Consider the following 25,228-nt stretch of genomic DNA (forward strand, 5'->3'; position numbering starts at 1 on the left):
CTGCACTTACTGCCCGAGCGCTTGGCCCAGATCGGCGCCAAGGTCTTCGACATCCTCGATCCCGACCGACAGGCGCAACAGCCCCTCGGGGATCCCGGTATGCGGCTCGATCGTGTGGCGATGCTCGACCAGGCTTTCCACCCCCCCGAGCGAGGTCGCACGGTGGAACAGCTGCAACCGCCCCGCCGCTTTCAACGCCGCCTCGGCCCCGCCTTTGACGACAAAGGACAACAGCCCGCCATAGCCGCCGCGCATCTGCTGCGCGGCCAGCGCATGGCCGGGATGGTCCGGCAGGCCGGGGTACATCACCTGTTCCACCTGCGGATGATCCGACAGGAACTCGGCCAAGGTCATGGCATTGCGAGACATTTCGCGCATTCTGAGCGGCAGGGTGCGCATCCCACGCGCCAGCAGCCACGCCTCCATCGGGCCAATGACCCCGCCCGCCTCGTTGCGGTCATCGCGGATCATCTGCCAGCGCGGCGTCCCGGCGTCTTTGGTGGCGAGCGATCCGGCCAGAACGTCGGAATGGCCGTTGATCCCCTTGGTCGCCGAATGCATCACGATATCCGCGCCAAGCTCCAACGGGTGGCTCAGCACCGGTGTGGCCGCGGTGCTGTCGACCACCAGCGTCGCGCCCACTTCATGGGCGGCGGCGGCGGCCCCGGCGATATCGGTGATCCGCAGCCATGGGTTCGACGGCGTCTCGATCAGGCACAGATCGGGCTTTTCGGCGCGGCACAGGGCGGCGAAGGCATCCAGATCGCTTGCGTCCACCTCATGCAGCGCGATCTGCCGCCGGGCGCAGAAATCGCGGATCCATTTCGTCGTGCCCCAGTAAATCTGGCTTTGCACCACCACGCTCGCCCCATTGGGAACGGTGCGAAAGACCGCCGCGATGGCCGCCATGCCCGAGGGGAAGATCAGCGTCTCGTCGGCCCCTTCCAGCGCGTTCAGCAGACGCTCCGCCACGCGGGTATTTTCGTTATGCGAGCGCAGATAGACGTTGTCAGGATTGACCAGATCGTAATTCTCATCCCGCAGATAGGTGGTGGCGAATTGCACCGGCGGCACCACCCCGCCCGACGCAGGATCGACGGCGCCCGCGGCTTGGGCCGCGATGGTGGCAGGGTGCAGGTTCGGTTTGGGGGGCTGGGCCAAGATATGTCTCCGACAGGGGTTTTGCACAAGTCGTATACAAAGCAACAAGCCGGGGCAAATGCGATCACGCGCAGTGCTTTCGCGTCACGCTTGGGTGAGCGCGCGGCCCCGGCCCTTGATCCGACCGCTACAGATGTCACCTTTAGCCCAAGCAAACTGGAGAGCCTCATGGCCATCGAACGCATCACCTTTCCCGGCTCGGGCGGCACGGAACTCTCCGCCCGGTTGGACATGCCGGAGGGGCCGCATCTGGCGACCGCGCTTTTCGCGCATTGTTTCACCTGCGGCAAAGACAGCCCCGCCGCGCGGCGCATTGCGGGCCGTCTGGCGGCGATGGGGATTGCGGTGCTGCGCTTTGACTTCACCGGACTGGGCCACTCGAAAGGCGCTTTCGAGGAGACGTCGTTCTCGTCCAACGTCGATGATCTGCTCGCCGCTTGCCGCTATCTGTCGGGCCGTGACATGGCCCCCGCACTTTTGATCGGCCATTCACTGGGCGGCGCGGCCGTTCTCAAAGCCGCTGCACAACTGCCTCATGTCAGCGCCGTCGCCACGCTCGGCGCGCCGTTCGATCCCGCCCATGTGACCCATAACTTCGCCGAAAGCCTGCCCGAGATTTCGGCCAATGGCAGTGCCGAGGTCAATCTTGGCGGGCGGCCCTTTACCATTAGCCAAGGGTTCATCGACGATGTGCAGGGCGCCACGCTGGCCCCCGATATCGCCGGGCTGAAAGCCGCCCTGTTGGTGATGCACGCGCCGCGCGATGAGATCGTCAGCATCGACAACGCCGGACAGATTTTCATGGCCGCGAAACACCCCAAAAGTTTTGTCACCCTTGACGATGCCGACCACCTGATCACCCGCCCGCGCGACGCGGAATATGCGGCAGAGATCATCGCCACATGGGCGGATCGCTACATGGCGCTGAAATCCCCCGCCCCGCCCCCCGGCGCGCCCGAAGGCATCGTGCGCGTGACCGAAGCGGATGCCGATGGGTTCTTACAAGACGTGACCGCAGGCCCGCATCACCACGCGCTGGCGGATGAGCCGCGGGCCTATGGCGGCACCAACCGCGGCATGTCGCCCTATGGGTTTCTCTCCGCCGGATTGGGCGCTTGCACCTCGATGACCATCCGCATGTATGCCCGGCGCAAAGGCTGGCCGCTCGACGGCGTGAGCGTGGATGTCTGCCACGACAAGGTGCACGCGCAGGACGCAGGCACCGGCGCGGCGGAGAAGATCGACACATGGCGGCGGCGTATCCGACTAGAGGGGGATTTGACCGAAGAGCAGCGCCAACGGCTCTTGCAGATTGCGGATAAATGCCCCGTGCATCGGACGTTGGAGCGGAGTTCGACGGTGGTGACAGAGCTTCTGTAACGACGGTGACCTTACCACCCCGGCCCGGAATCACGCCGCAGACGCCGGGCCATCGCCTGACCGCCCGCCGTATTAAAGGCGTGCCGGTATATCTGGCGCACCTTTGATGCGACCGGGCAGGTGCTGGCCCTCCCGCCTCAGACTTGTCCTTACCCCCAAGTCAGTCTATGCCGCCCTTGACCCATCCCCTGTCCCAAAAAGGTGCGCGCATGATCCCCCGCTATTCCCGTCCCGATATGGTTGCCGTCTGGTCGCCGGAAACGAAATTCCGCATCTGGTTCGAGATCGAGGCCCATGCCTGCGACGCCATGGCCGATCTGGGCACCATCCCGCGCGAGAATGCCGAAGCCGTCTGGAAAGCCAAGGACGTCGAATTCGACGTGGCTCGCATCGACGAGATCGAAGCCGTGACCAAACATGATGTCATCGCCTTCCTCACGCATCTGGCCGAACATGTCGGCAGCGATGAGGCGCGGTTCGTGCATCAGGGGATGACCTCCTCCGACGTGCTCGACACCTGTTTCAACGTGCAACTGACCCGTGCCGCCGACCTGCTGCTCGACGGTATGGACAAGCTGCTTGCCGCGCTGAAGAAACGCGCGCTTGAGCATAAAGACACCGTGCGCGTGGGCCGCAGCCACGGCATCCACGCCGAGCCGACCACCATGGGCCTCACCTTTGCCCGCTTCTATGCCGAGATGGACCGCAACCGCGCCCGTCTCGTCGCCGCGCGTGAGGAGATTGCCACCGGCGCGATCTCGGGCGCGGTCGGCACTTTCGCCAATATCGATCCGCGCGTCGAAGAGCATGTCTGTGAGAAATTGGGCCTCAACCCCGAGCCGATTTCGACCCAAGTCATCCCGCGCGACCGTCATGCGATGTTCTTTGCCACGCTCGGCGTCATCGCCAGCAGCATCGAAAACGTCGCCATCGAGATTCGCCACATGCAGCGGACCGAGGTGCTGGAAGGGGCGGAATTCTTCTCCATGGGGCAAAAAGGCTCCTCGGCCATGCCGCATAAGAAGAACCCGGTGCTGACCGAGAACCTGACCGGCCTGGCCCGCCTCGTGCGCATGTCGGTGATCCCGGCGATGGAGAACGTGGCGCTTTGGCATGAGCGCGACATCTCGCATTCCTCCGTCGAGCGCGGCATCGGCCCCGATGCCACCGTGACGCTGGACTTCGCCCTGCACCGTCTGGCGGGCGTCGTCGACAAGATGCTGATCTTCCCCGACAACATGCTGGAGAACATGAACAAATTCCCCGGCCTCGTGATGAGCCAGCGGGTGCTTCTGGCCCTGACCCAAGCGGGCGTCAGCCGCGAAGATGCCTATTCCATGGTGCAGCGCAACGCGCTGAAGGTCTGGGAAGAACGGCTCGATTTCCGCGAATTGCTGCTGGCCGATGAAGAGGTCGTCGCGGCGCTCGGCGAAGAGGGCATCAACGAGAAATTCGACATGGGCTACCACACCAAACATGTCGACACGATCTTCAAGCGCGTCTTCGGCGCGTAAGGCGTTCATCCTATTGCTTTGAGATTGGCGCGGGTGGGTGTACCCTGTCCGCGCCTGTCAAAGGAGCAAACGACATGAAACTCGCACTGACACTCGGCGCCCTCATGGCGCTCACGGCCCCCTCCCTCGCCCTCGCCTCGGGCTGTGTTCATGACAAACAGGTCATGACCTGCGCGGAGGGTATGAAACTCGACATCAAGAGCGGCACCTGCGTGCCGGACGCCACCGCCTGAGATTGCCACCGGCGGCCAAGTACAATGCACGCGCTGCCCGGGCCTCTGACGGCTGACCCCGGCCTATGGCGCTCGGCACGGCTTGTTGCGCGCGTCGGCGCAGGCTATGTCAGGACAAGTTTAACAGCCTGTCAGAGCCCATGTCGGACCCAGCCCCCCAAGCCAAAAAGCCCTATCCCTTCGGCCGCCGGGCCCGGCATTACCTAAGCAACCTGCTGATCGTCGGCATCATCCGCACGGCCTTGGCCCTGCCCTATAAGACGCGGGTCGGCTTTGTCGGCGGATTGGTGCAGCATGTTCTGGCCCCACTCGCAGGCTACCGCCGCCGGGCGTTGGACAATCTTGAGCATGTCTGGCCCGAGATGCCGCTTGCCCGGCGTGAGGAGATTGCCACCCGCTGCCTCAACAATCTCGGGCGGTCTTTTATCGAGAATTACTCCGCCGAGGACTTTCCCAAACGCATGGCCGAGGTGGCCCCACAGGGGCCGGGCATGGCCGCGCTGGAAGAGGCCAACCGCACGGGCCAGCCGGTGATCCTCGTGACCGGTCATTACGGCAATTACGAAGCGGCGCGGGCCTCCCTCGTGGCGCGGGGCTATGACATCGGCGGGCTCTACCGCGAGATGAAAAACCCTTATTTCAACGCGCATTACGTCAAAACGCTCGAAGCTTTCGGCGGGCCGGTGTTCCCCCAAGGGCGGCGCGGCACGGCGGGCTTCGTGCGGCATCTGAAACAAGGCGGGCGGCTGGTGCTGCTGTTCGACCAACATGTCATCCGCGCGCCGATCCTCGATTTCATCGGCAAGCCTGCCCGCACCGCCATCTCGGCGGCGGAACTGGCGCTGCGCTATGACGCGCTGCTGATCCCCTTTTATGGCATTCGACAGGACGATGGCGTCAGCTTTGACGTGGTGCTCGAAGCGCCGGTGCCGCATAGCGATCCGATGACCATGACGCAGGCGCTGAACGACAGTCTGACTGCGCAGGTCACCAAGACGCCGGAACAGTGGTTCTGGGTGCACCGCCGCTGGCGGCCCCACGAAACCTGACGGCGGGTCTTACTTGGCACGCGCGGCGGCGAGGATCGCCCCCGGCCCGCCCTGCTCATTGCGCTGAACGATGACCACGACGGGCAGATCGCCCTCAGCATCGGCACGCAGTGACAGCGGTGCCGCCCCGTCCCACTCCGTCAAGGCCTGCCAGCCCTGCACCACGTTGCTGTGCTCCATGACATGGCCCGCGTTTTCCCCCCGGGTGACCTTGGTCCGCTCCATCGGGGAATAGCGCAGCATGTGGACCTGCATCGGCCCCACGCCTTCGGCCAAAGGGTCTGCCGTGATCTCAACCGCTGCACCGGACCGCGCGACCGTCAGCGCCACCTGCGGCGCGGCCTCTGCATGACGTTCGACCGCGTCCATCAGTTTCATCGGTTTCGCGCCGACGATATCGGTCTGCCCCTGCACGATCAGCTCGGGCGTATAGACGCTGCGCCGCCCGCCGACAGCCGCATAGCCGCGCTGCCGCTCGGCATGGGCCGGATCGCCGAAAGGATCCTCCCAGCCGATGTAATCCCAGTAATCCACATGCAGCGCGAGGGCGATGATATCCTCCCGCTCGGCCAATTCGGCGAGCATCGCATCGGCATCGGGACAAGAGGAACAGCCCTGAGAGGTAAAGAGTTCGACCACCACAGGCTGCTCCTGCTGAGCCTGCAAAGGCGCGGCCAGCAGCGAAAATGCGGCAAGGATGGGAAAAATCAGGGGCTTCATAAAATTCCAGACGGATCAATATCGCGGTGATGGCTTTGGTCTAACGGCTGGGCGCGTGAAATACCAATCAACCTTTGTTGAAACGGCCGTTAGCGCCCACAGCCTGAAATGCGCATGATGCCCCCTTTAAGGTCGGTACACAATGGTATACAAAATCGCGCGAAACCGCCTGATAACAGTTGAACCGCCGCGCCCGTAGTGGCATTGAGACGGCAATCTAGCCACCCATCAGACCCCGAAGGGAGCCCGCCATGACAATCCAAGTCGGTCACGACAGTGCCAAGACACGGAAAACCCTCTCCGTTGGCAGCCAGAACGTCGCCTATTACTCCATCCCCGCCGCCGAAGCGGCTGGTCTGGGCGATTTCTCTAAACTGCCAGCGGCGCTGAAAGTCGTTCTGGAAAACATGCTGCGTTTTGAAGACGGCAAGACCGTCACCCAAGACGACATCAAGGCTTTCGCCGAATGGGCGACCAAGGGCGGCAAGAACCCGCGTGAGATCGCCTACCGCCCGGCCCGCGTGCTGATGCAGGACTTCACCGGCGTGCCGGCGGTGGTCGACCTTGCCGCGATGCGCGACGGTCTGGTGGCGCTTGGTGGCGACGCGGACAAGATCAACCCGCTGAACCCCGTCGACCTCGTCATCGACCACTCCGTCATGATCGACGAGTTTGGCAACCCGCGCGCCTTCCAGATGAACGTGGACCGCGAGTATGAGCGCAACATCGAGCGTTACACCTTCCTCAAGTGGGGTCAGAAGGCGTTCAACAACTTCCGCGTTGTGCCCCCCGGCACCGGCATCTGCCACCAGGTGAACCTTGAGTATCTGTCGCAGACCGTCTGGACCGACAAGGACCAGAACGGCGAGGAAGTGGCCTACCCCGACACGCTGGTCGGCACCGACAGCCACACAACCATGGTCAACGGCGCCGCCGTTCTGGGCTGGGGCGTCGGCGGGATCGAGGCCGAGGCCGCGATGCTGGGCCAGCCGATCTCCATGCTGATCCCCGAGGTCGTGGGCTTTGAGCTGACGGGCCGCATGATGGAAGGCACCACCGGCACCGACCTCGTGCTGAAAGTGGTCGAGATGCTGCGCGAAAAAGGCGTGGTCGGCAAATTCGTGGAATTCTACGGTGACGGCCTTGACCACCTGCCGCTGGCGGACCGTGCGACAATCGCCAACATGGCGCCTGAGTACGGCGCGACCTGTGGCTTCTTCCCGATCGACGACGAGACGCTGCGCTATCTGACCAACACCGGCCGCGACAAGGATCGCGTGGCGCTGGTCAAAGCCTATGCGCAGGAAAACGGCATGTGGCGCGATGCGGATTACGCGCCGGTCTACACCGACACGCTGAGCCTCGACATGGGCACCATCGTGCCCGCCATCTCGGGTCCGAAACGTCCGCAGGACTACATCGCACTCGACAAGGCGCACACGGCATTCGCCGAATACGTCAAGGGCATCCGCGAAGGCAAAGACACCTCCGCGAACTCTGAAATCCGTTGGGAAGGCGAAGGCGGCCAGCCCGAGCCGCAGGACATTCCCGGCGACGAGGGCCACCACAACCGCGGCTATGTGATGACCGACGACGGCCATTACCAGCTGCATGACGGCTCCATCGTGATCGCCTCGATCACCTCCTGCACCAACACCTCGAACCCCTATGTGATGATCGGCGCGGGCCTTGTGGCGCGCAAGGCGCGTGAGCTGGGTCTGACCCGCAAGCCTTGGGTCAAGACATCGCTGGCGCCGGGCTCGCAGGTCGTGTCGCATTACCTTGAGGCCGCGGGCCTGCAAGACGATCTCGACGCCATTGGCTTCAACCTCGTCGGCTACGGCTGCACTACCTGCATCGGCAACTCCGGCCCGCTGGAAGCGCCGATCAGCAAGGCGATCAACGACTATGACTTGATCGGCACCTCGGTGCTCTCGGGCAACCGTAACTTCGAGGGCCGGATCAGCCCCGACGTGCGCGCCAACTACCTCGCCTCCCCGCCGCTGGTGGTGGCCTATGCGCTGGTGGGTGACATGAACCACGACCTGACCAACAGCCCGCTGGGTCAGGACAAGAACGGCAATGACGTCTACCTGAAAGACATCTGGCCCTCGACGCAGGAAGTCGCCGAACTGGTCGAACAGACCGTGACGCGCGAAGCCTTCCAAGAGAAATACGCCGATGTCTTCAAAGGCGACGAAAAGTGGCAAGCGGTCGAGACCACCGACAGCAAGACCTACGATTGGCCGCCGCAGTCGACCTACGTGCAAAATCCGCCCTACTTCCAAGGCATGTCGCCTGAGCCGGGCACGATTTCGAACATCGAAGGCGCGAAAGTGCTGGCCGTGCTGGGTGACATGATCACCACCGACCACATCTCGCCCGCCGGGTCGTTCAAGGAAACCACGCCTGCGGGCCAGTATCTGACCGAACGTCAGGTGCCGGTGCGTGAGTTCAACTCCTATGGTTCGCGTCGCGGTAACCACGAAGTCATGATGCGCGGCACCTTCGCCAACATCCGCATCAAGAACGAGATGCTGGATGGCGTCGAAGGTGGCTACACCAAGGGCCCCGATGGCGCGCAGACCTCGATCTTCGATGCCGCCATGGCGCATCAGGAGAACGGCACCCCGCTGGTGATCTTCGGTGGCGAACAGTACGGCGCGGGCTCCTCGCGCGACTGGGCCGCGAAGGGCACCGCCCTTCTGGGTGTGAAGGCCGTGATCGCCGAAAGCTTTGAGCGTATCCACCGCTCCAACCTCGTTGGCATGGGCGTAATTCCCTTTGAGTTCACCGGCGGCGACACCCGCAAATCGCTGGGACTCACCGGGGATGAGACCGTCTCAATCGAAGGGCTGGACACAATCAAGCCGTTGCAGGAAGTGCCCTGCAAGATCACCATGGCGGATGGCAGCACCAAGGAAATCACCCTCAAGTGCCGCATCGATACCGCGATCGAGATCGAATACATTGAGCACGGCGGCGTGCTGCACTACGTGCTGCGCAATCTGGCGAAATCGGCCTAAACGCCCATCGTCACAGCCAAACAATTCCAAGGAGCGGCCCCCGTGGGCCGCTCCTTTTCTTTGCCCCAACGCCCTAGGCGGGAACCTGCCGCCTCATCACGGGTTGCCTTCGTAAGACGATTGTTTTCGAGGAAGGCACAGCAATGTTAGCAAGTTACGCACTAGGCGCTTTGGGCGCGGTGATCCTTGTTATCGTGCTGCTGGATTTTCTCTATACCGCCATTGGCGCGGCCCCTGTGGCCCCCCTGTCGGAGCGGGTGGCACGGGCGGCGTTTTTCCTTTTCACCAAACTCATGCCACAGGGAAATGCCCGGCACCGGCTTTCCGGCCCGGTGGTGATGACAGCCATCGCGGTGACTTGGATCGTGCTCGTCTCCCTCGGCTGGACTTTGGTGTTTCAGCTGAGCCGCGATGCCGTGGTCATGTCGGACAGTACAGAGCCTGCGGGTTTTGTCCGCGACTCCGCCTTTGTGGGTCATCTGCTTTCGACCCTCGGCGGCGGGCCGCTGCAGACGCAAAGCCCCTTCTGGATGGTGATGTCGGTGCTCGTCGGGGTCAATGGGATGGTGATCCTCACGCTCTCGGTCAGCTTCGTGCTGTCGACCACCACCACCGTTGCGCAAGCGCGGGGGCTTTTGAGCAAGGCGTCGATGTTCGCGGCGGACAGCGATGAGATGAACACGGTCATCATGCCCGCCCTCGCCGATCTGGTGTCGAACCTCAATGCGATGCAATTCGCGCTTTACTACAGCGCCGAACACCCCGCCCGCCGGGTGCCCGCAGGGATGGTGGAACTGGCCGAGCGGGTGGCCCCCTACCCCGAACAAATGCGCCGCCTGCGCATCGCGCTCGAGCCGCTGCCCGGTTTCACCGCGCCCGAGGGCCGCTTGGACCAACTGACCAACGCCCAATTTATCGACCGTCTGCGCGAATGGGCGCGGCCCTATTCGCTCTGACCCCGGGGAACAGAAGACCCAAGCATTCCGTTAATCCCGAAGCACCTCGTGAAAGGAGATACCATGAGCCCGAAAATCACCGTTCTGTTCTACTCCACCTATGGGACAAACCACGCCATCGCCAAAGAAGCCGCCCGCGCCGCCGAAGAGGCAGGCGCCGAGGTGCGCCTGCGTCGCTGCGCCGAGACCGCCCCGCAGGCCGTCGTCGATGGGCAAGACGCGTGGCGCGCGCAGTTGGACAAGATGCAGGACATCCCCGAGGCCAAACCCGAGGACATGGAATGGGCGGATGGCTATTTCATCTCTGCCCCCACCCGCTTTGGCGTCGCCGCCAGCCAATTCCGCGCCTTCATCGACACGTTGGGGCCGCTCTGGCAGTCGGGGGCGCTTGCCAATAAGGCGATCACGGCGACCACCTCGGCCCAGAACCCGCACGGCGGGCAGGAGACGACGCTTCAGTCGATCTATGTCACTGCGATGCACTGGGGGGCAATCATCGTGCCGCCGGGCTATGCCGATGGCATCAAATTCGAAGATGGCGGTAACCCCTACGGATACTCCTGCGAACCCGGCCCGCTGAGCGACACTGGCAAGAAATCCGTTACATATCAGGCGAAACGTCTGGTCGAATACGCCGCCAAGATCAGCGGGTGATCGCATCCCGTAGAGCCGGGAGGAACCGCTGTTCGTAATCACTGCCGACCAGCGGCCCGGCAAAGCGGAACAATACCGTGCCGTCCCCGTCGACGATGAAAGTCTCTGGCGGGGCGGTCACACCCCAATCAATCGCCACCCGGCCCTGCGGGTCGAAACCGACCCCGGCGAAAGGGCTTTCTGCATCTCTCAGATAGGCGGTGGCGTTCTTCTCGGTATCCTTGAAATTGACGCCGATGATGTTCATCCCCTCGGCCTGCATCTCAAGCAGTTTGGGGTGTTCGGCGCGGCAAGGCGGGCACCAACTGGCCCAGAAGTTCACCAAGCTCACTTGGCCCGCGCGCAGCATGTCATCCGTGGCCTGCGGATAGCCGGGCAGCGTGGCCTCGGGCATGGCAGGCGCCTGTTGCCCCACCAGCGTCGAGGGCAGCCCCTGGGGATCGTCGCGGTACATGCCAACGGCGGCCAGTGCGACGAAAGCGGCAAAGATCACCGGCGGCGCGATCATCATGGGCGAGAGTTTAGCCACGGCGTCCGGCCTCCTGCTCTGTCTCTTCCAAGGCCCTGCGCGCTGTACGGCCACGCCAGAGGGTCAAGCCGATCAGCGCTGCCAGTAGCAGCAGAGACACGGCATAGGCCGAGAGCACCTCGCCCGCGTATTTTCCAAGCTCCGGCATCACGCCCCCCTGTTCATCCGCGCCCTGAGCGCCGCCGTCCGGCGCAGGCGAATTTCGGTGCCCGTGCGATAGACCACCAACGCCAGAAACAGCAGGCCAAAGCCCAGCATCGCCAGAACCAGCGGGTAAAAGAAAACATCTGCCACACTGCGGTTGCCTGTCGCGACGGGGATCGAGGTGCCCTGGTGCAACCCTTGGTTCCAGAACTGCACGGCATAGCGTGACAGGACCGCAAAGACCGAGCCGACAAGGCAAAGAACCGAGGTCAGATCGGCGGCGGTGTCGGGGTCTTCGACCGCCTGCCACAGCGCGATGTAGCCGAGGTAGAAAAGGAACAGGATCAGGAAGGACGTGAGCCGCGGATCCCAGGCCCACCATGTGCCCCACATCGGTTGGCCCCAGATCGCCCCCGTCACCAGCGCGATCAGCGTCATCACCAGCCCCACGGGGGCCGCGGCCTTGGCCGCCAATGCGCTGACGTGATGCCGACGGATCAACCAGATGAGCGAGGCCACCAGCATCATGAACCACGCATTGATCGCCATCAGGGCGGCGGGCACATGCAGGTAGATGATCTTGACCGTGCTGCCCTGCCGCGCGTCATCAGGCGTGCCGAAAAAGCCCCAGAGCAAGCCCACGCTCACAAACGCCGCTGCCAGCACCCAAAGCGCAGGCTGCACGCGCTGCGAAAGCGCAAGGAATTTGACCGGGTTTGCGTATTGCCAAAGGGACATGCAGACTACCTATCGCGCGGTTGGGTGGTGCTCAATGCACGATTTTTCGGGGTCATCGCAACCCCATCCGTAGCACGGCGGCTGCGGCAAATGGCATCAAGGCCACCACGGCCAGCGTCAACCCCGCCAGCATCGAAAGCGGCGTCGTGACCTCCAATCCCGCCGCCCCGCGCCGGGCGACCTCGGCCCCGAAAATCAGCGTTGGAATATAGAGCGGCAGCACCAGCAGCGACAGCAGCAGCCCACCGCGTTTGATCCCCACCGTCAGCGCCGCGCCAAACATGCCAATCACCGAGAGCGCAGGCGTGCCGAGCGCCAGCGAAAGCAGCAGCCACAGATGCCCCGGCGCCGCGAGTTGCAGCATCACCCCCAAAAAGGGTGCCGCCAGCACCAGCGGCAGCCCGGTCGTCAGCCAATGTGCCAAAGCCTTGATCGCAAGCGCCCCTTCCAGCGGCAGCGGGGCGGTCAGCAGCAGCTCCAACGAGCCGTCTTCGAGGTCGAGCGCCAGCAGACGGTCGAGCGACAGAAGACAGGCCAAAAGCGCCCCGAGCCAAAGCACACCGGGCGCAATCGCGCGCAGCAGCGTGGCCTCCGGCCCGACGCTGAAGGGCACCAGCATTGTCACGATCAGGAAGAACGCCAAGCCAAGGCCAAAGCCCCCGCCTGCCCGCAGCGCCAAGCGCAGGTCTCGTAGCAACAACGCCTTCATAGAAAGGCCGCATCGCTGGCGCCGAGATCGGCATCGGGGGCCGCGCGATAGGCGCTGATGTCGAGCATGCGTGCCTCAACCCCCAGATCGATATGCGTGGCCATGAGGGCCGATCCACCGGTCGCCAAATGCCCGCGCAGGACAGAACCGAACAGCGCCACCGCATCCGCGTCAAGCGAGACGGTCGGCTCATCCAAGACCCAGATCGGCCGCCCCGTCACCAAGAGCCGCGCCAAGCCCAAACGGCGCTTTTGCCCGGCAGAGAGGGTCGCAGCCAAACGGTCCGCCAAAGGGTGCAGCGCATAGCCGTCGAGGGCGGCGGAAATGTCAGTGTTGCCAAAGACCTGCGACCAAAAGCTCAGGTTCTCGCGTACGGTCAGCATGGATTTCAGCCCATCCGCATGGGCGGCATAGGCGACCCGATCCTCCGCCCCCTCGATCTGTCCCGCGAGGGGCGCTTGCAGCCCCGCGATACAGCGCAGCAGCGTCGTCTTCCCGGCCCCGTTCGGCCCGCGCAGCACCAAGGCCTCCCCCGCCGCCAATCCGAAGGAGAGACCCGAGAGCACCGGCACCCCGCCGCGTGCGACGCTAAGGTTGCTGACTTGCACTGGCCGCGCCGCTCCGCCCTTAGACCGGCAAGAGGGCCAGCGCGATGCGCCGCCCCTCGCTCAGCAGAATGTTGTAGGTGCGGCAAGCGGCGGGAGAGGACATGACCTCGACCCCCAGCCCGGCCTCTTCCAAGGTCTCGCGCAGGTCATCGGGGATATGCGCCACCTCCGCCCCGGTGCCGAGAAAGACGACATCTACTTTGCCCGCCAGCGCCAGCACCGGCGCGGGATCGGCCAGACCGCCCCAGCCGGTGATGCCTTCGGGCCCGATCACCTGCGCGCCCTCGACGACTTCGCCGGCGATGCGAAAAAAGCCGGGGCCGTAGCCGTCGATCGGTTTGGCGTCGGTATAGGTGATCTCGTTCAATCGCATGTCGCGTCCCTCACAGGCTCAGATATTCCACAACGGCAGGCCGAGGATAGCCGATGCGGCGATGACGATATAGGCCACCGCGCGAAAAAGCCGCTCTCGCTTTGGGTCAAATAGCCGCGCCCCGATGATATTGGCGATGACATTCGGCACCCCGGCCAAGAGGCCCAGCCACAACACCGGCCAGACCACCTGCCCCGTTACGCTGAGCATGGCAAAAAGCATCAGGTCGAGCCCCAGAAGATAGAGCAGGAAATTCGCCCGGATCACCGCAGCGGGCTTCCGGCTCGCCATATAGAGCAGGATCACCGGCGGCCCGGCAATGCCCGCGAAACCGGTCATAAAGCCCCCCAGAGCGCCGATGGCCGTCACCAGCTTCGCGCCCAGCGGCCCATGATAGCGCCAGCCCGCGAGCAGCAGCACCAGAAGGCCCAGCACCACCCCCGAGACGATCCAGCCGAACCCTTCGGGTGAGACCAACGACAGCCCCCAGAGCCCAAGCGGCATCCCGATCAGCACGCCGAAGAGCAGCCGCCCCACTTCGCGGGGCGCGCCCTCGCGCAGGGCATCGGGGAGATTTGGCAGGGGGCCGATCACCTCGGCCGCGGTGAGAAAGAGTATCGCTTCGACCGGAGACAGGACAGAGGCCGCGACAGGCATGATGATCATGGCAGAGCCGAACCCGGCAAAGCCGCGCACCAGCCCCGCCACGATCACGGCCAGCGCAAGCCACGCCACCCCGGGGGTGGCCATGGCCTGCGCCAGCAGGTCAGGCATCAATATTGGCGAATTGCGTGCCCGCGCCCGCGTCGGGCTTGGACCAATCGCGCTTGACGCCAAGGTAGAGCACCATGTTCTTAGCCACATAGACCGAAGAATAGGTGCCCACGATCACGCCCCATGTGATGGCAAAGACGAAGGCCCGGATCACGTCACCGCCCAAGATCAGCAGGGCGATGAGCGCCAGCAAGGTGGTGCCTGAGGTCATCAGCGTACGGCTCAGCGTCTCGTTCACGCTGAGGTTCATCACATCGCGCAGAGGACGCTTTTTGTATTTGCGCAGGTTCTCCCGCAGACGGTCAAAGATCACAACGGTGTCATTGATCGAATAGCCAATGATGGTCAGGATCGCGGCCACGACCGGCAGGTCGAAACGGATCTGAAGGAGCGAGAACAACCCGATGGTCAGCACAACGTCGTGGAACAGCGCCACCACCGCACCGACCGAGAACTGCCATTCGAAGCGCAGCCAGATGTAGATCAGAATCGCCGCCAGCGCCCCGCCCACGGCAAGGAAAGCGGTCTGGATCAGCTCGCCCGAGACTTTGGGGCCCACGGATTCGACGGAGGTGAACTTGATATCGGGGGCGACGCCTTGCAGTGCCGCTTCGATGGTCTCGATCGTGTCGGAGGTCGCCGCCTGCTGCCCTTCTTGAGCCTGCACGCGGATCATCGCCACATGGCGGTCTGCACCGAAACCGGGGTCAAAAACCTCGGAGATGGTCACGTCGCCCAGCTCCAGCGGGGTCAGCGCATCGCGGTAGGCGCCCACATCGACGGCTTGGGTGCTTTCGGTCCGCAGGGTGGTGCCGCCGCGGAAGTCGATGCCGAAGTTCAGCCCCATCACGCCCCAGGCGATCAGGGACAGCACCATCAGCACCACCGAGGCGCCGAAGGTAATCTTGGCATAGCCGAAGAAATCGAAGTTCGTATTGTCGGGTACCAGCTTCAGTCGCATGTCAAACCTCGATTGTCTTGGGACGGCGGCGTTCAAACCAGATCACCACCAGCAAGCGGGTGACGAAATAGGCGGTGAAGACCGATGTGACGATGCCCAGCCCCAGCGTCACGGCAAAGCCGCGCACCGGGCCAGAGCCGAGAGCGAAGAGGATGACCGCCACAATGAAAGTGGTGATATTGGCATCCAGAATGGCGCTGAGCGCACGTTCATACCCCAGTGAGATCGCCCGCGCGGCCCCCTTGGCGTTGCGCTGCTCTTCGCGGATACGCTCGAAAATCAGCACGTTGGCGTCGACCGCCATGCCGACGGTCAGCACGATCCCGGCGATGCCCGGCAGCGTCAGCGTGGCTCCGATCAGGCTCAATAGGCCAAAGATCAGCCCGACGTTGATGATCAGCGCGAGATTGGCGAAGAAGCCGAAAAGCCCGTAGGACGCCCACATGAAGAACAGCACGGCGACGAAGGCGACCACGGTCGCGATCTTGCCCGCGTCGATGCTGTCTTGGCCCAGTTCCGGCCCGATGGTGCGCTCTTCGACAAAGCTAAGCCCCGCAGGCAGGGCGCCGGCGCGCAGCAGCACAGCAAGGTTGGTGCTTTCCTCGACCGAAAAGCGCCCGGTGATGATGCCCGACCCGCCGGGAATATGGCTTTGGATCGTGGGCGCGCTGATGACTTCGTTGTCAAGCACGATGGCAAAGGGCGCGCCGATGTTCTCGGCGGTGTAATCGCCGAACTTGCGCGCACCGGAAGTGTCAAAGCGGAAAGACACGGCAGGCGCGCCGTTCTGGTCAAAGCTCGGCTGTGCGTCGACCAGTTGCTCGCCGGTGACGACGGGGGCGGTCTCAATCGTGTAGAAGACGCCTTCTTCGTCGGCGGCGGGCAGGATCGCGTTGCCGATGCCGGGGTTGTCGTTCTCGCTCGAGCCGCGATTGACCACCGGGTTGAAGGTCAGCTGCGCCGTGGTGCCGATGATGGCTTTCAACTCAGCCGCCGAGCCGATGCCCGGCACCTGAATCAGGATTCGGTCCGCGCCCTGACGCTGGATCGTCGGCTCGCGGGTGCCGACCTCGTCGATGCGGCGCCGCACGATTTCGAGGCTCTGCTGCATGGTGCGTTCGTCGGTCGCCTGTTTTTCGGCATCCGACAGGGTGATGGTGATGACACCATCGGCCCCGCTTACGTTGATGTCGCTGCCGCCTGCGCCGGTCACGGTGGTGACGGGCCGGGCCAGATCACGGGTGATCTGCAACGCCTCGGCCATCTTCGATGGATCGTTCAGACGGACCCGCAACTCCCCCGCTGGCGCTTCTTGGCGGCGCACCGGGGTGAGGCTGCGCAGAGCGTCGCGTACCTCGGGCCATTGGGCTTCCATGCGCGAGGCATAGACATCGGCCAGTTGCACTTCGGCCAGCAGATGCGCACCGCCGCGCAGGTCAAGGCCAAGGTTCACCAGCCCCGAGGGCATCCATTCGGGCCAAAGCGCGCGCTGCGCTTCCAGTTCGGGCGTGCTGCCCTGAACCTCGATGGCCGCGACGGCGTCATTGTGCTTTTCGACAGGAGCGTAAAAGGCATTGGGAAGCGCCAGCCAAAGCCCTGCCAGACAGGTCAGGACAATGACAATCCGCTTCCACAGATCAATCTGTAGCATAGTTCCGCCTTTGGGTTGCGGCCTCGGGGTAGGGTTTATTTCGCCGGTTCGGTCTTGGAGACCACGGTGGCGATGGTGGCCTGCACCACGCGAATTTTCACGCCTTCGGCGATTTCCACCTCAAGCTCGCCATCGTCTTTGACCTTGGAGACCTTGCCGATGATGCCGCCTTGGGTCACGACCTGATCGCCCCGACGCAGACCGGCCACCATGGCCTGATGTTCCTTCGCCTTCTTCTGCTGCGGGCGGATGAGCAGAAAATACATGATCGCGAAGATCAGGATCAGCGGCACGAATTGCTGGATGCCTTCCATGGGGGTCGTCCTTTTCGATGGGTATTGGGCCGCAAAACGGGCCTTGAGAATTTGGCCAGAACCTATGCGCGGTGGCAGCGGGGTGCAAGGTGGAAAGCCGATGCCGCCTGCCCGCCCGCGCGGGGCCAATCGCCGCATGGTTGCGGCCCCTACCCCCGCACCGCACATTAAGGCATAAGGCAGCAAAACCGACTCACCCGATCTTGAGGACAAACCCATGCACGACATCCGCGCCATCCGCGACAATCCCGAAGGTTTCGACGCCGCTCTTGCCCGCCGGGGCGAGGCTCCGATGTCGCAGGCGGTGCTGTCCCTCGATGCCGCGCGCCGCGCCAAGATCGCCGCCGCCGAGACTGCCAAGGCCGAGCAGAACAAGGCCAGCAAGGAAGTCGGCGCCGCCAAAGGCCGTGGGGATGAGGCCGAATTCGAGCGTCTGCGCGCGCTGGTCAGCGACAAGAAGGCCGAAGTCGCCGCAATGAACGCCGAGGCGCAGGAGTTGGACGCGAAGCTGACCGACATGCTCGCCCGCATCCCCAACAACCCGGCCGATGACGTGCCGCAAGGCGATGATGAGAACGACAATGTCGAGGTCAAAAGCTGGGGCGAGAAGCCTGCCTTTGATTTCAAGCCGGTCGAGCATTACGAGATTGCGGGCGTCAAACCCGGCATGGATTTCGAGACCGCGGCCAAGACCTCGGGCGCACGTTTCGTCATGCTGAAGGGCGCCGTGGCGCGGGTGCACCGCGCGCTGGCGCAGTTCATGATCGACACCCATGTCGACGAGAACGGTCTGACGGAGGTAAACTCCCCCGTACTGGTGCGCGACGAGGCGATGTATGGCACCGACAAACTGCCGAAATTCGGCGAGGACAGCTATCAAACGACGGATGGCTGGTGGCTGGTGCCGACCTCCGAAGTGCCGCTGACCTATTCGGTGGGTGGCGACACGCTGGAGCAAAGCGCCCTGCCGATCCGTCTCACCGCCCATACGCTCTGCTTCCGGTCCGAGGCCGGCAGCGCGGGCCGCGACACCGCCGGAATGCTGCGCCAGCACCAGTTTGAAAAGGTCGAGATGGTCTCGATCACCCATCCGGATGAAAGCGACGCCGAACAGCAGCGCATGGTGGGCTGCGCCGAGGGCATCCTCGAGAAGCTGGGCGTGCCCTACCGGACGGTGATCCTCTGCACCGGCGACATGGGGTTTGGCGCGCGGCGGACCTATGACATCGAGGCTTGGGTGCCGGGGCAGGATTGCTACCGCGAGATCTCTTCGGTCTCCACCACCGGCGATTTCCAGGCGCGGCGCATGAACGCGCGGTTCAAGCCCGAAGGCGGTGGCAAGCCGCAGTTCGTGCATACGCTGAATGGCTCGGGTCTGGCCGTGGGGCGCTGCCTGATCGCAGTGCTGGAAAATGGCCAGCAGGCGGATGGATCGGTGAAACTGCCCGAGGCGCTTGCGCCCTATCTCGGCGGGAAGACCACGCTGACGGCAAAGGGTGTGCTCGCCTAAGGGTGAGCCGCCGCGTGGCCCGATCCGCGCCGCAGGCGCCGGGCCATCGCCTGCCGCCCCGTCACGCCCGGGGGGCGGGCCAGATCATCTTGGGTGCACCTTTTGTGCGACCGGGCAGGCGATTTGGTGAGCCGTTGCGCAACTCGGAGAAGTGGCACGCAAGCTGGTATATAACGTGGCATGGTTCAGTGGCTCAATCGCCACCCCACGGGCAGGCGCGGGCCCTTGGTTGCCGTGGCGCGCGGGCGCTCTAGAATTAGCTGTACCGCAACAGCTAATCCCGCGAGGCCGACCTTGCCCAAATCCTCCCGCACCCTGATCGCCGTGCTTGCCTTGCTGCTCAGCATCGCCTTCGCGATATCGCCCTTTTTAGTGCCCAGCTTCTCGGGCTTTGATCCGAACCAATTCCCCATTCCGCAGGACAACCCGCCCGCGCAGCCGGCGGGCTATGCCTTTTCCATCTGGGGGGTGATTTACCTGTGGCTGATCGCGGGGCTTGGCTATGGCCTGCTGCGCGCGCCGCGGGACGGGCAGTGGCACGATATGCGCGTGCCGCTCTGCCTGTCGCTCGCTGTGGGGACCACATGGCTTGCCGTGGCCACCATGAGCCCGGTCTGGGCCGCGATACTGATCTGGATCATGCTGGTCACCGCCCTCGTCGCCCTATTCCTCGCCCCGGTCGAAGACCCGCTCTGGGCTGCCGCCCCGGTGGGGCTCTACGCGGGCTGGCTCTCTGCCGCCTCCTGCGTGTCGCTGGCGCTGCTGGCGGCGGGATACGGCTATTTGGAAGAGCAGACGGCGGCGGTTGTTTTTGTCGGTTTGGCGATCGTGATCGGCGCCATCGTGCAGACCGCTCTGGGGCGGACACCGACCTATGGCATCGCGGTGATCTGGGGGCTGGTGGGCGTGGTGGTAGCCAATTGGGGCGAGACGCCCTTGGTGGCCTATCTGGCGCTTGGGGGCAGCATCGTCGTGGCGCTGCCCACCCTCAGGGCGTTCCGGCGCGGCTGAGCGCGCTCAGTCCTTGCGGCGACCGTCGGTGTGCTTGCGCAGCTTCGACGGCGCCGCTTTCTTGCGGTTCTTATAGGGGTTGGCGTCGGACTGGCCGCGCATCCACAGCCGGATCGGCGTGCCGGGCATGTCGAAATCCAACCGCAACCCATTGACCAGATAGCGCGTGTAGCTGTCCGGCACCTTGTCGGGGTGGCTGCACATCACCACGAAGCCCGGCGGACGGGTCTTGGCTTGGGTCATGTAGCGCAGCTTGATGCGCTTGCCCTGAGGCGCGGGGGGCGGATGCGCCTCCATCATGCCCGAGAGCCAGCGGTTGAGCTGCGCGGTGGTGACGCGGCGGTTCCAGACCTCATAGGCGCGCATGATCGCGGCCTGCAGCCGGTCGAGGCCGCGGCCGGTCTTGGCCGACACGGTAATCAACGGCGCACCGCGCAATTGCGGCAAGAGCCGCTCGAAGCTTTCCTTGAGATCGCGCAGTTTCTCCTGCCGGTTCTCTTCGATGTCCCACTTGTTAACGGCGACGACCACGGCACGGCCCTCACGCTCGGCCAGATCGGCGATGCGCAGGTCTTGCTGCTCGAAGGGGATTTCGGCGTCGAGCAAAAGCACCACAACCTCGGCGAACTTCACCGCGCGCAGACCGTCGCTGACACTGAGTTTCTCTAGCTTTTCCTGAACCTTGGCCTTCTTGCGCATCCCGGCGGTGTCGAAAATGCGCATCGGCACCGGCTCACCATCCGGCCCGGCCCATTCGGTGGTCAGGGAGATCGCATCGCGGGTGATCCCGGCCTCTGGCCCGGTCAGCAGACGGTCCTCGCCCAAAATTTGGTTGATCAGCGTCGACTTGCCCGCGTTGGGGCGGCCCACCACGGCGACCTGCAGCGGCTTGGCGCGGGTCGGCATCGGCAGGGATTCGGCTTCGAGATCGGCGTCATCCTCGGGCAGGTCCACATCCGTCTCGGGCGCGTCTTCTTGCGCGCGTTCGGCATACTCATCCGCCAGCGGCATCAGCGCGGTGTAAAGATCGGTCAGACCCTCGCCATGTTCGGCGGACATGCGAATGGGCTCACCCAGACCCAGCGAATAGGCCTCAATCATCCCGGCGTCGGCGGCTTTGCCCTCGCCCTTATTGCCTGCCAGAATCACATGGGCGGATTTCTTGCGCAGGATCTCGGCAAAGACCATGTCGGAGGGGGTCACGCCCACGCGGGCGTCGATCATGAAGAGACAGACATCAGCCATGTCTACCGCCCGTTCGGTCAGGCGGCGCATCCGGCCTTGCAGGCTGTCGTCGGTGACCTCTTCCAGCCCCGCGGTGTCGATCACGGTAAAGCGCAGGTCGGCCAGTTTGGCCGCGCCTTCGCGCAGGTCGCGGGTTACGCCGGGCTGGTCATCGACCAGCGCGAGGCGTTTGCCGACAAGGCGGTTGAACAGCGTGGATTTCCCGACATTGGGGCGGCCCACGATGGCAAGGGTAAAGGACATAATTCAGGCTCCGGGCCCCGGTTGGGCCAGTTCAGACACGCGCCTTAGCCTATTTGCGGCCTAACGGAAAGCGTGCAATTGCCCCTTGGTGGAGACGACATAAAGCGTGCCGCCCGCCACGACCGGGGCGGTGGTTGCCCCGCCGGGGATTTGCGTGGTGCCGGTCAGCCCGCCGCTCACAGGGTCAAAGCTACGCAGCACCCCGTCGTTGGAGGCCACGATCACGCGCCCCCCGGCGATGATCGGGCCGTAATGGGCTACCACTTCGGATTGCTTCTTGGGCTTGTCCTTGACGAAATTCGGCAGCGGCGTGCCCCAGATGCGGCGGCCTGTGCTGGCGTCGAGCCGGACCAGTTCGTTCAGATCCGTGACCGCAAAGACAGAATCGCCTGCAGGCCAAACCGGGCCAATGGCCCCGTCGCGCGCGACCCACTTACGGTCGCCGCTGTTGACGTCGAGTGCGGCCAGACGGCCCGAATGATTGCCCACATAGACGGTCCCATTCGAGACCACAGGCGCACTTGTCACATCGCCCACAAAGCTCAGCGCGCGGCCCGGACGTTTGCCCAGAACAGAGGTCGACCACCGCTCAAGCCCGCCTTGGCGGAACAACCCCTGGACCTCGCCTGAGCCGAAGGCGAAGATCGCCAGATCGCTGGTGACGGCAGGCGCAGGCGCGCCCAGCACGTTGCTGAGGCTGGTGACAGCGCCGGTCTGCCACTGGATGCGACCATTGGTTTTGTCGAGCGCCCAGCCGGTATCGTCGCCCGCCGTGAGATAGACCAGATCGCCCGAGACGGTCGGCGTGCCCGAACCGGTGGCGTCAAGGTCTTGGGTCCAGCGCAGGCCGCCCGTTGTCACGTCGAGCGCGGCCAGAACGCCAAAGCCCACGGAGACATAGAGCGTTTCCCCATCCACGGCGAGGCCGCCACCGGTGGCTTGGCCTTCGCGGTCGGACGCGGGAGTGAGGTCACGGGTCCAGAGCGTTTGGCCCGAGGTCGAGGTCGCGGTGACCTGCGCCCCGGCATCGAGCGTGAAGACACGCCCGCCCGCCACCACCGGATCGGCGGTAATACGTTGTTTGCGGCTGTCGCCCGCGCCGATCTTGGCGCTCCACACCGGCTGCAAAGCCGTGCGCAGCGCGGGATGGCTGATGCGGGTCGCGGCGGTGCCGATGCTATGGGTCCAGTTGGCGTTGTTCACCGTGCCGCCCAGAGCGATGGCGCGGCTGGTGTTCGCGGGCACGGGGCCGGTGGCGGCGTCAAAGGCAGGGTCTTGCACGCCGGGGTTTTGCAGCACCGCGCGCACGTCTTCGCGTTTGCCGGGCAGATAGGTCTGCTCATCCGCGCAGGCCGCGAGCAACAGCGCGGCACCGATGGCCCCCGCCACGCCCAGACCCCGCAGACCCGCTTGCCCGGGTTCGGTTTCGCGATGCTTCGTCATGGACCTGCTCACTTTCTGTCTTTCCTCAACCTTCACGCCCCCGCCGTTTTTGGCAGATGGATATGTGTCAGTCACCCGTTGCTTCGGGAATCTCCAGCGCGGCCTCTGCGGCGGCGCCCTCATCACCCGGTTCTTCACCCAAGGCCACAATCACCTGAAGGGCGCGTTGTTGCAAGTCCGGGGTGGTTTCCGCATCGGAAAGAATGGCTTGGTAACGCGCCACGGCCTTGTCGGTCTCACCCTCTTGGATGTCGATCAGGGCCAGTTGCTCTTCGGCAAGCAGGCGCAGCGGGGCACCGGGCTGAGCCAGCGCTTCGAGCGCCTGACGCCGCTCGGCCACGGGCACCGATTGGCCCTGAAGGGTCACGATCTTGAACTGCGCCAATGCCCGGTAGATCGGCGCGAGGTCACCGTCGAGCGCCACGGCATCAAGCTGCTCCACAGCGGCATCGGTCTCACCCGCTTCGGCCAGCGCATCGGCGCGCATGAAATTCAGCACGGCGCGGGCACCGGGGCCATCGGCCTCGATCGGGGCGAGCGCTTCGGCGCGGGCGTTGCTGGCATCCGCTTCGAGCGCGGCAAGCATCGCATCCCCCAGAGCTTCGGCCTCGGCCCGCTCCTGTGCTTTGCTGTATTCGTTCCACGCCGCCCCGCCGACGATGGCCACCACGGCCAGCACGGCGATCCAACCATAGCGGCGCAGGTAGCCATATAGCCGGTCGCGGCGGACCTCTTCGTTCACTTCGTCAATAAAACTGTCGGTATCGCTCATCGCGCCCTGCCCCCGGCCTGATTTTGCCCCTCTTACCGCGCGTGGCCAGCCAAGCCAAGACCCAGCGAACCGCAGCGCCTTTTCGCCGAGCGCTTGGCCCGGGGGCGCGTCACGCTAGGTCAGGGGCAGAATGCAGCGAAAGGAGACGGATGATGAAAGCGATTGCACTGGCGGCAGGTGTCGTGATGGCGGCCATGCCCGCTTTGGCGCAGGATTTGGTGGCCAAAGTCTCACCCCATGACGTGCCCACGACGATGGACCGGCTGGAAAGCGCGGTTGAGGCAGCGGGGGCCGAGGTCTTTGCCCGGGTCGATCACGCCGCCGGGGCCGAAAAGGCCGAGATGGAATTGCGCCCGACGCAGCTTTTAATCTTTGGCAACCCAAAGCTCGGCACCCCCGCGTTGCAGGATGCCCAGACCGCCGGGTTGGACCTGCCGATGCGGGTGCTGGTCTACGCCGATGGCGAGGGTGCGGTGCATGTGACCTATGCCGCGCCTGAAACGCTGGTCACCGCCCACGGCCTGCCGGAAGGGGCGGAATATATCATCAAGATGACCGAGGCGCTGGACAAGCTGACCGCCAAGGCGATCGGGGAGGAGTAACGCCCCCTCCTTGCCCGGCCTCTTAGCGTTTGGGCGGGGTGTTCTGCGCCTTGATCAGGTTTTCCAGATCGGTCAGCCGCGACATGACCTCATCGCGGTAGGTGTTGGTCTGCTCGTTGCTTTCCTCATGATGCGCGTCTTGCATCGAGTTCACGATCAGACCGACCAAAAGGTTCACCACCGCGAAGGTGGTGACCATGATGAAGGGCACGAAGAACATCCACGCATAGGGATAGACCTCCATCACCGGGCGCACGATGCCCATGGACCACGACTCGAGCGTCATGATCTGGAACAGCGAATAGCCCGAACGGCCAAGCGTGCCGAACCACTGCGGGAAATCCGCGCCAAAGAGTTTGGTGGCCATGACGGAGGCGATGTAAAAGATCACCCCCATCAGCAAGAAGACCGAGCCCATGCCGGGCAGCGCGTTGACCAGCCCCTCGACCACGCGGCGCAGCGAGGGGGCGACGGAGACCACGCGCAGCAGGCGCAGGATACGCAGGGCGCGCAGCACGCTGAGCCCTTGGGTCGCCGGAATCAGCGAGATGGCGACGATGACGAAGTCAAAGATGCTCCAGCCGCGTTTGAAGAATTCCATCCCCCGACCGTAGAGTTTTATCGCGATCTCAATGACAAAGATGCCAAGGCAGATCTTGTCGAGCAGCAGGATCAGCGGCCCCGCCTGCGCCATCACCTCATCCGAGGTTTCCAGCCCCAAGATCACGGCGTTGAACAGAATCACGCCCAGAATGAAGTTCTGAAACGATGCGCGGTCAGCCAGTCGCGCCGCGCGGGCGCGCAGCGACTGGGGCGAGGGAGGGGAGAGATCGGTCATGGCGGTAGATATCGTGTGCCGCTTGGCACAACACAAGAGCAGATCAGCACCGTTTGCACCATCGGCGGCA

The 25,228-nt window shown here is 64.2% G+C and carries 26 protein-coding genes; 10 read left to right on the forward strand and 16 right to left on the reverse strand.

Annotation, left to right across the window (positions count from 1 at the left end):
* Nucleotides 1–6: 6 nt before the first annotated feature.
* Nucleotides 7–1,161, reverse strand: a complete 1,155-nt coding sequence (locus ACGYLC_RS13735) for a trans-sulfuration enzyme family protein (protein WP_394423367.1) — start codon at nt 1,159–1,161, stop codon at nt 7–9.
* 168 nt (nt 1,162–1,329) lie between these two features.
* On the opposite strand from ACGYLC_RS13735, the gene ACGYLC_RS13740 reads away from it, so the two are divergent.
* The 4 genes from ACGYLC_RS13740 (at nt 1,330) to ACGYLC_RS13755 (ending at nt 5,337) form a co-directional block, all read left to right on the forward strand.
* The gene (locus ACGYLC_RS13740) at nt 1,330–2,541 is read left to right on the forward strand and encodes an alpha/beta fold hydrolase (RefSeq protein ID WP_394400570.1); all 1,212 of its coding nucleotides are present in this window, start codon (nt 1,330–1,332) and stop codon (nt 2,539–2,541) included.
* A gap of 209 nt (nt 2,542–2,750) precedes the next feature.
* Entirely contained in the window at nt 2,751–4,055 is a 1,305-nt protein-coding gene (purB, locus tag ACGYLC_RS13745; RefSeq protein WP_394400567.1) for an adenylosuccinate lyase, read from the forward strand.
* A 74-nt stretch (nt 4,056–4,129) separates the two neighbouring features.
* Nucleotides 4,130–4,288: a hypothetical protein gene (locus ACGYLC_RS13750; protein ID WP_394400565.1), complete on the forward strand. Its 159-nt coding sequence runs from the start codon at nt 4,130–4,132 to the stop codon at nt 4,286–4,288.
* Nucleotides 4,289–4,428: 140 nt separating this feature from the next.
* Nucleotides 4,429–5,337 carry a lysophospholipid acyltransferase family protein gene (locus ACGYLC_RS13755; RefSeq protein WP_394423368.1) on the forward strand — a complete coding sequence of 303 codons (909 nt, stop codon included), beginning with the start codon at nt 4,429–4,431 and terminating at the stop codon, nt 5,335–5,337.
* 9 nt (nt 5,338–5,346) lie between these two features.
* On the opposite strand, the gene ACGYLC_RS13760 is transcribed toward ACGYLC_RS13755, so the two are convergent.
* Nucleotides 5,347–6,057 (reverse strand): DUF1223 domain-containing protein, encoded by a 711-nt coding sequence (locus ACGYLC_RS13760; protein WP_394423369.1) that lies wholly within the window; start codon nt 6,055–6,057, stop codon nt 5,347–5,349.
* Between the two features lie 251 nt (nt 6,058–6,308).
* Here ACGYLC_RS13760 and acnA point away from each other — a divergent pair, with 251 nt between their 5' ends.
* The 3 genes from acnA to ACGYLC_RS13775 all read left to right on the forward strand — a co-directional run bounded on the left by acnA (nt 6,309) and on the right by ACGYLC_RS13775 (nt 10,693).
* On the forward strand, nt 6,309–9,083 hold the full coding sequence (acnA, locus tag ACGYLC_RS13765; protein WP_394400556.1) for an aconitate hydratase AcnA: 2,775 nt from the start codon (nt 6,309–6,311) through the stop codon (nt 9,081–9,083).
* A 143-nt stretch (nt 9,084–9,226) separates the two neighbouring features.
* The gene (locus tag ACGYLC_RS13770; RefSeq protein WP_394423370.1) at nt 9,227–10,039 is read left to right on the forward strand and encodes a hypothetical protein; all 813 of its coding nucleotides are present in this window, start codon (nt 9,227–9,229) and stop codon (nt 10,037–10,039) included.
* 63 nt (nt 10,040–10,102) lie between these two features.
* Complete coding sequence (locus ACGYLC_RS13775) at nt 10,103–10,693, forward strand: NAD(P)H-dependent oxidoreductase (RefSeq protein WP_394423371.1); 591 nt, start codon at nt 10,103–10,105, stop codon at nt 10,691–10,693.
* Here ACGYLC_RS13775 and ACGYLC_RS13780 read toward each other — a convergent pair.
* From ACGYLC_RS13780 to yajC, 10 genes are read right to left on the reverse strand one after another with little or no spacing between them, the layout of a single operon-like run.
* Nucleotides 10,683–11,201: a DsbE family thiol:disulfide interchange protein gene (locus tag ACGYLC_RS13780; protein WP_394423519.1), complete on the reverse strand. Its 519-nt coding sequence runs from the start codon at nt 11,199–11,201 to the stop codon at nt 10,683–10,685. The two genes, ACGYLC_RS13775 and ACGYLC_RS13780, sit on opposite strands and share 11 nt — an antisense overlap.
* Nucleotides 11,202–11,214: 13 nt before the next feature.
* Nucleotides 11,215–11,370: a heme exporter protein CcmD gene (gene ccmD / locus ACGYLC_RS13785; RefSeq protein WP_394400550.1), complete on the reverse strand. Its 156-nt coding sequence runs from the start codon at nt 11,368–11,370 to the stop codon at nt 11,215–11,217.
* Entirely contained in the window at nt 11,370–12,104 is a 735-nt protein-coding gene (ccmC, locus tag ACGYLC_RS13790; RefSeq protein WP_067266389.1) for a heme ABC transporter permease CcmC, read from the reverse strand. Before ccmC ends, ccmD begins: the two co-directional genes overlap by 1 nt.
* 52 nt (nt 12,105–12,156) lie before the next feature.
* Nucleotides 12,157–12,813 carry a heme exporter protein CcmB gene (ccmB, locus tag ACGYLC_RS13795; RefSeq protein ID WP_394423372.1) on the reverse strand — a complete coding sequence of 219 codons (657 nt, stop codon included), beginning with the start codon at nt 12,811–12,813 and terminating at the stop codon, nt 12,157–12,159.
* Complete coding sequence (ccmA, locus tag ACGYLC_RS13800; RefSeq protein WP_394423373.1) at nt 12,810–13,421, reverse strand: heme ABC exporter ATP-binding protein CcmA; 612 nt, start codon at nt 13,419–13,421, stop codon at nt 12,810–12,812. Before ccmA ends, ccmB begins: the two co-directional genes overlap by 4 nt.
* A 19-nt stretch (nt 13,422–13,440) precedes the next feature.
* A complete protein-coding gene (locus ACGYLC_RS13805; RefSeq protein ID WP_394400541.1) occupies nt 13,441–13,794 on the reverse strand; it encodes an Mth938-like domain-containing protein in 354 nt (117 codons plus the stop codon).
* A gap of 18 nt (nt 13,795–13,812) precedes the next feature.
* Complete coding sequence (locus ACGYLC_RS13810) at nt 13,813–14,568, reverse strand: sulfite exporter TauE/SafE family protein (RefSeq protein WP_394423374.1); 756 nt, start codon at nt 14,566–14,568, stop codon at nt 13,813–13,815.
* Nucleotides 14,561–15,529, reverse strand: coding sequence for a protein translocase subunit SecF (secF, locus tag ACGYLC_RS13815; RefSeq protein ID WP_394423375.1), 969 nt, complete (start codon nt 15,527–15,529; stop codon nt 14,561–14,563). Before secF ends, ACGYLC_RS13810 begins: the two co-directional genes overlap by 8 nt.
* A gap of 1 nt (nt 15,530) precedes the next feature.
* Entirely contained in the window at nt 15,531–17,180 is a 1,650-nt protein-coding gene (gene secD / locus ACGYLC_RS13820; protein ID WP_394423376.1) for a protein translocase subunit SecD, read from the reverse strand.
* A 35-nt stretch (nt 17,181–17,215) separates the two neighbouring features.
* Entirely contained in the window at nt 17,216–17,494 is a 279-nt protein-coding gene (yajC, locus tag ACGYLC_RS13825) for a preprotein translocase subunit YajC (protein ID WP_067627241.1), read from the reverse strand.
* 217 nt (nt 17,495–17,711) lie between these two features.
* On the opposite strand from yajC, the gene serS reads away from it, so the two are divergent.
* Both serS and ACGYLC_RS13835 read left to right on the forward strand, forming a co-directional pair.
* Nucleotides 17,712–19,004, forward strand: coding sequence for a serine--tRNA ligase (gene serS / locus ACGYLC_RS13830; RefSeq protein ID WP_394423377.1), 1,293 nt, complete (start codon nt 17,712–17,714; stop codon nt 19,002–19,004).
* A gap of 294 nt (nt 19,005–19,298) precedes the next feature.
* On the forward strand, nt 19,299–20,015 hold the full coding sequence (locus tag ACGYLC_RS13835; protein WP_394423378.1) for a hypothetical protein: 717 nt from the start codon (nt 19,299–19,301) through the stop codon (nt 20,013–20,015).
* A 6-nt stretch (nt 20,016–20,021) separates the two neighbouring features.
* Here the strand turns inward: ACGYLC_RS13835 and der are convergent, their stop codons facing one another.
* The 3 genes from der to ACGYLC_RS13850 form a co-directional block, all read right to left on the reverse strand.
* Nucleotides 20,022–21,503, reverse strand: coding sequence for a ribosome biogenesis GTPase Der (gene der, locus ACGYLC_RS13840; protein ID WP_394423379.1), 1,482 nt, complete (start codon nt 21,501–21,503; stop codon nt 20,022–20,024).
* A 60-nt stretch (nt 21,504–21,563) separates the two neighbouring features.
* Nucleotides 21,564–22,946, reverse strand: a complete 1,383-nt coding sequence (locus tag ACGYLC_RS13845) for a PQQ-binding-like beta-propeller repeat protein (RefSeq protein ID WP_394423380.1) — start codon at nt 22,944–22,946, stop codon at nt 21,564–21,566.
* 67 nt (nt 22,947–23,013) lie between these two features.
* Nucleotides 23,014–23,718: a hypothetical protein gene (locus ACGYLC_RS13850; protein ID WP_394423381.1), complete on the reverse strand. Its 705-nt coding sequence runs from the start codon at nt 23,716–23,718 to the stop codon at nt 23,014–23,016.
* Between the two features lie 152 nt (nt 23,719–23,870).
* Between ACGYLC_RS13850 and ACGYLC_RS13855 the strand changes: the two genes are divergently transcribed.
* Nucleotides 23,871–24,320 (forward strand): DUF302 domain-containing protein, encoded by a 450-nt coding sequence (locus ACGYLC_RS13855; protein WP_394423382.1) that lies wholly within the window; start codon nt 23,871–23,873, stop codon nt 24,318–24,320.
* Nucleotides 24,321–24,342: 22 nt separating this feature from the next.
* Here the strand turns inward: ACGYLC_RS13855 and ACGYLC_RS13860 are convergent, their stop codons facing one another.
* Nucleotides 24,343–25,158: an ion transporter gene (locus tag ACGYLC_RS13860; RefSeq protein ID WP_394423383.1), complete on the reverse strand. Its 816-nt coding sequence runs from the start codon at nt 25,156–25,158 to the stop codon at nt 24,343–24,345.
* Between the last annotated feature and the right edge of the window lie 70 nt (nt 25,159–25,228).

It is taken from the genome of Sulfitobacter sp. 1A12157 (assembly GCF_043557345.1).
Lineage (GTDB): Bacteria > Pseudomonadota > Alphaproteobacteria > Rhodobacterales > Rhodobacteraceae > Sulfitobacter.